The organism is Enterococcus sp. 10F3_DIV0382, assembly GCF_002140245.1.
GTDB classification, from domain to species: Bacteria; Bacillota; Bacilli; order Lactobacillales; family Enterococcaceae; genus Enterococcus_B; species Enterococcus_B lactis.
The window spans coordinates 38,631-48,259 of sequence record NZ_NGMF01000002.1; the positions used below are offsets into that span (position 1 = coordinate 38,631).

Consider the following 9,629-nt stretch of genomic DNA (forward strand, 5'->3'; position numbering starts at 1 on the left):
TATTAAAAAGAACCAAGGTGGCTTGTCAAACCTCTGTTTTTTATGCATACTATGACCATAAGAAGGGAAAGGAAGAGACTATGTTTTATCGATTTATGCGAGGGGTAGTTCGAGTACTATTAGCTTTAGTCAATGGGAATGCCCGTTATGAGAATAAAGAAGTATTACCGCAAGATGAGAATTACATACTAGTTGCCCCCCATCGTACTTGGTGGGACCCATTATATCTAGCGGTAGCTGCAGCACCGAAGGAATTCAGCTTTATGGCAAAAGAAGAACTGTTCAAAAATCCGGTTCTGCGATTTATATTAACTCGATCTAATGCTTTTCCAGTTAAAAGAGAGAATCCAGGACCAAGCGTCATTAAAACACCTGTAAAGATTTTAAAATCGACAAATTTAAGTTTAATCATGTTCCCCAGTGGGACAAGGCATGCTACAGAACTTAAAGGCGGGATGGCGTTGATTTCCAGAATGTCTAAAGCGAAAATCGTACCAGCCGTATACCAAGGTCCACTGACACTTGGGGATTTGTTCAAACGTAAGAGAGTAACAGTGCGTTTCGGTGAACCAATCGACCTATCAGATATCAAGAAAACGGATAAAGAAGGAATGGCGGAGATTGAACGACGAACACAAGCGGCTTTTGACAAATTGGACAAAGAAGTGAACCCAGATTTTAAATATGAAATCAAAAAAAAATAAAGTGATAAGTTTAGGAGTGGGCGGTCTTTTTGAATCTCCTGTTCTGTTCAGACTTTTCGATGAAAAACGAGGGAGAGACGTCAAGTCTGCCCTCTTTTTGCTTTCTAACGTGCAAAATAGAAGACAGGTGTCATGTAATGGATCAAAGTGTTATAATGATTAGAAGGACATTTTTTGAGGTGATTGGATGCGTTTTTTACATACAGCCGATTGGCATATCGGAAAAAAACTACAAGGTTATGACTTGATTGAAGACCAACGTCATGTATTATCTTCTATACTGGATATCGCGAAAGAAGAAAAAGTAGAGGCAATCGTGATTGCAGGAGACTTATATGATAGGAGTGTGCCCGCTGTCGATGCCGTAGCATTATACAATGAATTGATGGTTGATTGGAATTTAAAGGAAGGGATCCCAATTTTTGCTATATCAGGAAATCACGATAGCAGTACGCGACTTTCAGCTGGTACGCCATGGTTCAGTTATTCGAACTATTTTTTGCGAACGCAGCTAGCAGAAGCTTTCGAACCAGTCGAGTTTAACAACATACAATTTTTCTTTCTTCCTTACTTTGAACCAATTGCAGCCAGATTATATTTTGAAGATGACAGTATCCGCACGATCCAGCAAGCGGTAGCAAAAGTGATAGATAAAATGGAGGAGCTGTTCGATTCAGGGAAAAAACACGTATTGATTAGCCATTTTTTTGTAATGGGAAGTGTAAAATCTGATTCGGAAACGAAAATCGAAGTAGGGGGTCTGGATTCGATCCCAGGAGAACTACTTACACCGTTTGATTATGTAGCACTAGGACATTTGCATAATCAAGCAGCTTTAAGACAGGATAATGCTCGCTACAGTGGCTCGCCGTTGAAATTTTCTCTATCTGAGATCAACCAGAAAAAAGGCGTATGGATCGTTGACCTGGCAACAGACCTAGAGTTGAATTTTAGGGAGATCGAACCACTGCATGATATTGAAGAAATAACAGCAAGTTTTAAAGAATTGTTGGATCCTGCCTTCTATCAGTCCGTCAATCGGGAGAATTATATCCAGATCTATCTCACGGACAGAACGATCATCCCGAATATGATGAACCAGCTTCGGCAAATATATCCTCGTATTTTGGGGATTGAACGGGCAAACGGCCGAGCAGAACAAACAAAGCACAAACGAAAAGTACTAGAAATGAAAGATCCTCAAAAATTAGCAGAAGCATTTTTTAGTGAAATGACGGAAGAACAGCTAACGGCAAACCAAGAAAAATGGCTCGGAGAAACGTTGCAAGAAATCATGGAAATGGAATGATCAAGAATGAAACCGAAAAAATTAAAACTTAAAAATTTTGGTCCTTTTATCAATGAGACCGTTGATTTTTCACGATTGACAGAAGCACCGCTTTTTTTGATCAGCGGGAAGACAGGAGCAGGAAAAACGACGATTTTTGATGGGATCACTTTCGCACTTTTTGGTGAAACTTCCGGAAGACTTCGTTCTGGAAAAGAGATGCGTTCCTTGTTTGCTACACCAGAAGAAGAAACAAGCGTGACTTTTTCTTTTGAACATCAGCAGATGAGCTATGAAATCGAACGAAAACCAGAGCAAGTTTTAGCGAAACGAAAAGGAAACGGAACAAAAAAACAGGCAGCTAAAGTAACGTTGACCATTTTTGATGGGAAAGGAAAAGAAATAAAACAAATCACAAAACGTACAGAAGCAGACCAGTTGATCAGAGAACTGATGAATCTCGATGCGAAACAGTTTTCCCAAATCGTTTTACTGCCCCAAGGAGAATTCCGTAATTTTTTGGTTTCATCAAGCAGTGAAAAAGAGACTGTTTTACGTCATTTGTTCGGTACTCAGCTTTTCCAACAGTTCAATGAGCGATTAAAGGAAAAAGCAAAGCAACAGCAACAAAAACTAGATCATTTAGAGCAAAATCTTCATCTTCTGCAAAAAAGATTTGTTTTAGTCAAAGAAGAGGAAGCAGTAGCAGGGTTTGAAGCCGTTCTTTCCCAATGGACAAACCATCAGGCCATACTAGAAAAACAAATCACTAAAGAAAAAGAAGTTTTAGCAGACTATCAGGAGAAACAGAAACAATTAGAAAATTCCTACTATCGTTTTGAAACCTTGAAAAAAAGCTATGAAGAAAAAGCGACATTACTAAATAAGCAAAAGAAATTAGCCGCTCAAAAAGACGAAATAGAGGAAAAGAAACGATGGATTGGGTATTATGAATTTACACAACGCTTAATTGAACCAATCCAGCACCTGAAAGAAATAAAAGCTGAAAAAATAGAACTGTCACAAAAAAGCAATGAACAAACAAAGAAACTAGCGATGACTACGCAACATTATGAAGAGTGGCAAAAAAATGAAACAGACCGCATACATCGGCAAACAAAAATCAAAGAAGCTGCTCAACAATTGCAAAACAAACAGATGATGGTACCGATTGTCGAAGCCTTGCGTAGTAAAAAACAAGAAGCAGAACAATTAAAACATTCATTAGATAAAGAAGAAACGAACGCCGAAAAGCTACATCAAAAACAGGCTATTTATCAGGAAAGAACTCGATTTCTTCAAGAAATCTTATTAGATCAGGAAAAACTGCAGGAAGATCGTCTTGCTTTTGGACAGTTAAAATATCTAGATGAAAAACAGCAGGAAATAAAACAACAAAAAACAAAAAGCATCGAATCACTCGAACAGATAAGAGAAGAGCTCAAAAAAGCAGCCGAAGAAACAACAAAAAATAATCAGCGATTGAAACAACAGATAGAACAAGCAGAACAGCTGAAAAGCCAATGGGCAAAGCAGCAAATTGCTCGTCTTCAGCTTTTCTTGCGTCCGGGGGAACCATGTCTGGTTTGTGGGTCGACAGAACATCCCGTACAACAATCAAAACATGAACAGCCAAATAAAGAAGATATCTTGAAAGTAGAGCAACAACTGGCAGAAGCTGAGTCAGCTGTAGAAAGAACCCAGCAAATCATTGCCAAAAATGAAGCACATGAAAATAATCTTCAACAGCAATTATCTGATTTAGAACAAAAAATCATGGAAACGAATATACAACTAGCTGGACAAGAAAAACACTTACAACAGGCTTTACAACAGGCATTTCCTGCGATAACAGAACAAACAACAACTGCTCTTACAGTAGTCGAACAATCTTTAGATAAACGAAAAAGCAAGATAGCCAATGCAAGAGCAGAACTAGAAGAAATAAGCCAACAAGTAGAAAAGATTGAGCAGCAACTAGCTGTCTACAAGCAGCAACAGACAGCAAAAAATAATCAGCTTCAACAACTGCAAGGCGAAATCAAAAGTTTAGAAAAACAATTACAAGATACGGATAGCAACTGTTTAGAAGAAGAGATACGACAACTTGAAAAACAGTTAGAAGAAGACTCGAACCAACTCGCTGCTGAACAGAAAGCAGGAATGCAATTGTTGCAAGATCTGCATATGTTTCGGACACAACTTGATCTTCAACAGGAACAAATAGAAAAAACAGATGAAAAAATAGAAAAAGAACAGCAAAGAATAGCTAAAAAGCTGGAAACCCAAGCGTATTTTTCAACAACTGAGGAAGTCTGTGCATTCGCACAACAGCAAGCACAATACGAAGAGAACCAGCGCATAATCACTACTTATCATGAAGCACAATTAGTGACAGCTGACCGACTACGTCAATTAGAAAATATCCAGCTGACGGAGATAGTTCCAGATACAGAAGAGATCAGCCAGCAATTGGAAGAGATAAGAGAGATGATCGAAACAAAGCAAGAAAAGATATACAGTTTACAAGAACAAAAAATCAATAACCAGAAAATCTACGATGAATGTCTTTCGATTTATCACGCAAGCCAGACGCAATTAGATGAACTTACGCAATTACAGCAACTTTCGCAAACATTCAACGGAGAAAATCCTAAGAAAACTAGTTTAGAACGGTATGTGCTTCAAGTTTATCTACAAGAAGTGTTACAAGTAGCAAATGATCATCTCCAACGTTTAACGAAAAATCGTTATCAGTTTGAACTAGCGGATACGATCGGCAGTTATCGAGGGAAAACCGGATTAGAAATCAATATCTATGATGATCAGGCAGGCATGTCTCGAAGCGCGCATACGCTGTCTGGCGGTGAAAGTTTTATTGCAGCACTTTCTTTAGCATTAGCCCTTGCGGATGTGATCCAGACACAAGCTGGTGGGGTAGCAATCGATGCATTGTTTATTGATGAAGGTTTTGGGTCATTAGATGAAGAAGCTTTGGAAATGGCGATGGAAGCTTTAGAAACGATTGAAAGTGAAGGAAGAATGATTGGGATCATTAGCCATGTAAGAGAATTGAAAGAACGAGTATTACAGCAAATAAGAATTGATACAGAAGGTAGCGGACAAAGCAAAATACGCTATCAACTTGGATAAAAAGGGAGATTGGTAACTATGAAATGGAGTATTCCGGAAAAAGTCATTGCACGTGGGCGTCAATACTTGCAAGAAGGCCGAGTGTTATCGGTTGTCCCTGACCAAGAAGAAAACGTGTGGCATGCAGAAGTCTTGGGCAGTGAATTGTACATGGTTGATTTGGATGGGACAGCAAAAGAGATAGATTACTGCCAATGTCCATATTGGGAGGAACATAAATATTGTAAGCATACAGTTGCTGTGGAACTTTACTTACGGTCGAAAAATCTATCTCGTATCATGAAAAAAGACCAGCCGATGTTAGAACCGGTAAAAACAACAAGTGAAGGAGAAATCATTGCAAAAGGTTTTTCTCGTCTAAAAACACAAAAAAATCCTCAAGCGGTGCAACCCTTGATTATTGAATACCAAGTAGAAACGATTGAGACAAATCAGTATCATCCAGAGCTTTCTATTTTGGCGCTTTACTTACGTATCGGTTCTTTGGCATCGCCGAAAAAGACATATATCGTAAAAAACATCTATGATTTTTTACAGGCTTACACAGAAAAAGAAACCTACACAGTCAATAAGCAGTATCAGTTTCGTCTAGATAAACGGGCTTTTCAAAAAGAAGATCAAAAAATACTCGCTCACCTTGCAGGAAGTGCCCAAACGCATCAATTATTAGGCACGAATGGCTTGCAAGTCAAAGGGAAACTAGATAAAAGATACCTGCTTCTCCCAGTAGAACAAGCCCGCTTCCTGCTAGAACAGATGAATCAGACGACACGTTTGCATCTGCAAATAAATGGACAAAACGATCAAGGAATCCAATTTTCCGATCAAAACAAGCCTTTATCATTCAAAGTGGAAAAACAGGAAGAAGACTATTTATTGCAAGCATTGAATGATTTTGATTTTTTCTTTATGCATTATCAGTGGGGACTTATCCAGGGAGTATTCTATTCTCTAACGAAACATCAACAAACAGTTTATCAAACTTGGAAACAATTGATTCGCCGATTGGAGAAACCAGAAGTAATATTCAAGAAAAAAGAACTACCGGCCTTGTTTAAAGAAATCATTCCTCTTCTTTCGGAGATTGGAGACGTAGTGGTTGCCTCTGAAGTAGAAAAGGAAGTAGCGGATATTCCAGTCGAATTTATTTTCTTTTTCCGAAAAGCCAAAGGAAAAATCCAAGCTCGAGTCGATTTCGTTTATGGCGAAGTCATCTATTCGACCAATCCAAAACATGAGGTCTCGGCCAATCAGGACTTTCAGGTGCTGCGTGACAGAGCTGAAGAGAAACGAGTCCTTGATTTATTCAGGATGTATCGCTACCAGAAAAATGAAACTGGCTATGAGCGTCCGTTGCCAAGCGGGGAGGAACTGTATACCTTTTTCCGTACAGAACTATCTGTTTTCCGTCAGTTTGGTGAAGTCAGACTTGGCAGAAAGTTGCGGGAGTTGTATTTAGATGCGCATAAACATCAACCGCAAATCGAAGTAACCGAGACTGGTTCATGGCTTGATATTCGATTCGACGTATCGGGGATAGAAGAGCAAGAGATTGATCATGTACTGCAAAGCTTGTTGCGAAACGATGCTTTTTATACATTGGAAAACGGACAGGTTCTTTCTTTTGATTCAGAGGAATTCCAACAAACAAGCCAAGTATTGCAACAATTACGGGAGTCAATACGTTCAGAAGAAGGGACGATCCATGTACCTAAGAATCAAGGACTGATCATTCAAAATCAATTGGAAAAAAGCAATGCTACTTTTAGCGAATCGTTTCAAACGATGGTCCAAAATCTCATTCATCCAGAAGGGTATCAGGCACAACTTCCCAAAGGATTGAATGCAAAGATGAGAGAGTATCAGAAGCAAGGGTTCCGATGGTTGAAGATGTTGGGCCATTATCAGTTTGGCGGTATCTTAGCCGATGAAATGGGACTTGGGAAAACACTGCAGACGATTGCCTTTTTACTTTCGGAAAAAGAAGAACGGGAAAGCTTTTCTGCTTTGATCGTAGCGCCGGCCAGCTTAATCTACAACTGGCAGGCAGAGGTAAAAAAATTCGCTCCTTCTTTGAGTATCCAAGTAATCAATGGGAATAAAAAAGAACGGGAAGAATTGCTGGCTAAAGACACAGATATTCGAGTGACCTCTTATGCCAGTTTGAGACAAGATTTAGCTGATTACCAATCACAAAAAATTGATTATTTGATCCTTGATGAGGCGCAAATGGTCAAAAATAGTAGTACGAAAACTGCTCAAGCATTGAGAGAATTAGCTGTGCCTCAGCGATTTGCATTAAGTGGGACACCAATCGAGAATAATTTAGAAGAATTGTGGTCGTTGTTTGCAACAATCATGCCAGGATTTTTCCCAACCAAAACAAAATTCAGAGAACTTGCCGCAGAAGAAATTGCGCAAATGATCCGACCGTTCATTTTACGGCGAGATAAGCAAACTGTGTTGAAAGACTTACCAGAAAAAACAGAAATGAATCTATATTCTGCACTGACAGAAGAACAAAAGACCGTTTATTTAGCTTACTTGCGTCAAATGCGTGAAGAAATCTCGTCAATGGATTCTGAAGCATTCAAGAAAAACCGGATCGGGATACTAGCAGGTCTGACAAGGTTGCGTCAAATTTGTTGCGATCCTCGTCTGTTTATTGAAGATTACCAAGGCGGTTCTGGCAAACTCGAACAAGTAAAAGATCTATTAGTCGCTGCCAAAGAGAACAAACGCAGAGTTCTGCTGTTTTCTCAATTTACAGGTATGCTTACTATCTTACAAGAAGAGTTAGCCGAGCTGGGGATCTCAACATTTTATTTAAGAGGCAGTACAAAACCGCAAGATCGATTAAGTATGGTAGATGCATTTAATGCAGGCGAAAAAGATGTTTTCCTGATTTCTTTAAAAGCCGGGGGAACGGGACTGAATTTGACAGGAGCAGATACGGTCATCTTGTATGACCTTTGGTGGAACCCTGCAATTGAAGAACAAGCTGCTGGTCGTGCGCATCGAATCGGTCAGAAAAATGTGGTAGAAGTGTGGCGTATGATTTCTGAAGGAACGATTGAAGAACGAATGGATTCGCTCCAACAAGAAAAACGCGAACTGTTCCAAAAAGTGATCCAAGGAAATGAAGAACAGCTGACAAAACTGACTGAAGAAGATATCCGCATGATCTTAAGTGTAGGAGAGATTGAGAAGTAAGAGATTCGAAACAATCGTTCAGTAATGGATAAGAAGATCTTTCGAAAAAAGCAGGTGTTTAGTTGATTTAAGAAATAGCAAGGAAGTTGGGTTTCCGTTTTAACCCGATTTCCTTGCTATTATTTTTTGTTTTTATTTATAGGAGTTAAGCAAAGATTGTCTTCATTGTTTCTAACAGCTGATCAAAAGAAGAAATTTCGATATCGCAAATAGGAGTCTGGTCGATTTTGCGTTCTCGATGGTTGAACCAAAGTGCTTGCCAGTCGGCACTTTTTGCACCTAGAACATCATTGTCATAATTGTCGCCAACATATAGAGTTTCTCCTGGAAGCATATGAAATTCTTTCTCAGCAAGCTGAAAAATCTCTTTTTCTGGTTTTTGGAACCCTGTTGCTTGAGAAACCAGCATGTTGTGGGAAGGAATCCAATTGTTCAATTGAAGTTGTTTTAATTTTTTTGTCTGATGGTCAGTCGGTCCATTTGTGATAATTCCTAATGGGACATTTTTTTCCTTCAAGAAGTCAAGTGTTTTTTTGACCTCCTCATGCAAACAGATATTATCAAGTTCTTCCTCGTAAATTTTTTGAAATAGGAGACCTTCTTCTTCTGTGATGTGAGGGTAGTCTAAATCTTTTAGTGATTGGCTGATTCGATGTGCTCGCATATATTCTAGCGTCCACTCTCCTGCCATTACTTTTGGAAAGTTTTCATCACTATGATGACGGAAGCGGATATATAGTGGATGCATATCTTCATCTGAAACAAGCGGCACGACTCTTTTTACCGCGTTTCGAAATGGCTGCTGCTGATCATACATTGTATCATCAACATCAAACACAACTGATTTAATCAAAATTTTACACGCCTTTCGGTTTTCATTGATTTTTTCACAAATCCTTGACTATTGTAACAGAAAAAATTATCTAAAAAAGCTGATAAATAAAGGTTTTTCTTACTATATTTCTGTTTCCTTGACAGAATAAGGTTTTTAGATTTCAGTTTTTTTCACTAAAAATCATGAAACACGTCAATAGGTTTGATGAACAAATTAATCATTATTGTGTAACTCGGTGGGTTTATTTTAATGCAATCTCTGAGGAATTTTCGAAAGGTTTATTTTTTTAATACAGTCTCAATATAACTATTCAAACATAAAATAACGTTATTTAGTTTATTTGTTTATAGTAAATTTTATCTAGTAATCATTGCTTTAAAATATTGTGCTTATATAACAGAGAAAATAAGCGTTATAATAAAGAACAATATTATCT

Annotated in this window: 5 protein-coding genes; 4 read left to right on the top strand and 1 reads right to left on the bottom strand. The window is 38.5% G+C overall.

All coding sequences use genetic code 11. From position 1 onward, the window contains the following. The first annotated feature begins 80 nt into the window (after positions 1-80). The 4 genes from A5849_RS10765 (at position 81) to A5849_RS10785 (ending at position 8,358) form a co-directional block, all read left to right on the top strand. Positions 81-704: a 1-acyl-sn-glycerol-3-phosphate acyltransferase gene (locus A5849_RS10765; RefSeq protein WP_002309961.1), complete on the top strand. Its 624-nt coding sequence runs from the start codon at positions 81-83 to the stop codon at positions 702-704. Positions 705-891: 187 nt separating this feature from the next. Continuing rightward, positions 892-2,013: an exonuclease SbcCD subunit D gene (locus A5849_RS10775; RefSeq protein ID WP_002309963.1), complete on the top strand. Its 1,122-nt coding sequence runs from the start codon at positions 892-894 to the stop codon at positions 2,011-2,013. A gap of 6 nt (positions 2,014-2,019) precedes the next feature. Then, positions 2,020-5,145, top strand: coding sequence for an AAA family ATPase (locus tag A5849_RS10780; RefSeq protein WP_086310098.1), 3,126 nt, complete (start codon positions 2,020-2,022; stop codon positions 5,143-5,145). A gap of 18 nt (positions 5,146-5,163) precedes the next feature. Further along, positions 5,164-8,358: a DEAD/DEAH box helicase gene (locus A5849_RS10785; RefSeq protein WP_025476948.1), complete on the top strand. Its 3,195-nt coding sequence runs from the start codon at positions 5,164-5,166 to the stop codon at positions 8,356-8,358. Between the two features lie 145 nt (positions 8,359-8,503). On the opposite strand, the gene A5849_RS10790 is transcribed toward A5849_RS10785, so the two are convergent. After that, entirely contained in the window at positions 8,504-9,211 is a 708-nt protein-coding gene (locus tag A5849_RS10790) for an HAD family hydrolase (RefSeq protein ID WP_002309968.1), read from the bottom strand. Positions 9,212-9,629 lie beyond the last annotated feature (418 nt).

What these genes read in the sequence shown, in the direction of transcription:
- A5849_RS10765 (WP_002309961.1), top strand. Translation starts at nt 81, where the DNA reads ATGTTTTATCGATTTATGCGAGGGGTAGTTCGAGTACTATTAGCTTTA.
- A5849_RS10785 (WP_025476948.1), top strand. Translation starts at nt 5,164, where the DNA reads ATGAAATGGAGTATTCCGGAAAAAGTCATTGCACGTGGGCGTCAATAC.
- A5849_RS10780 (WP_086310098.1), top strand. Translation starts at nt 2,020, where the DNA reads ATGAAACCGAAAAAATTAAAACTTAAAAATTTTGGTCCTTTTATCAAT.
- A5849_RS10775 (WP_002309963.1), top strand. Translation starts at nt 892, where the DNA reads ATGCGTTTTTTACATACAGCCGATTGGCATATCGGAAAAAAACTACAA.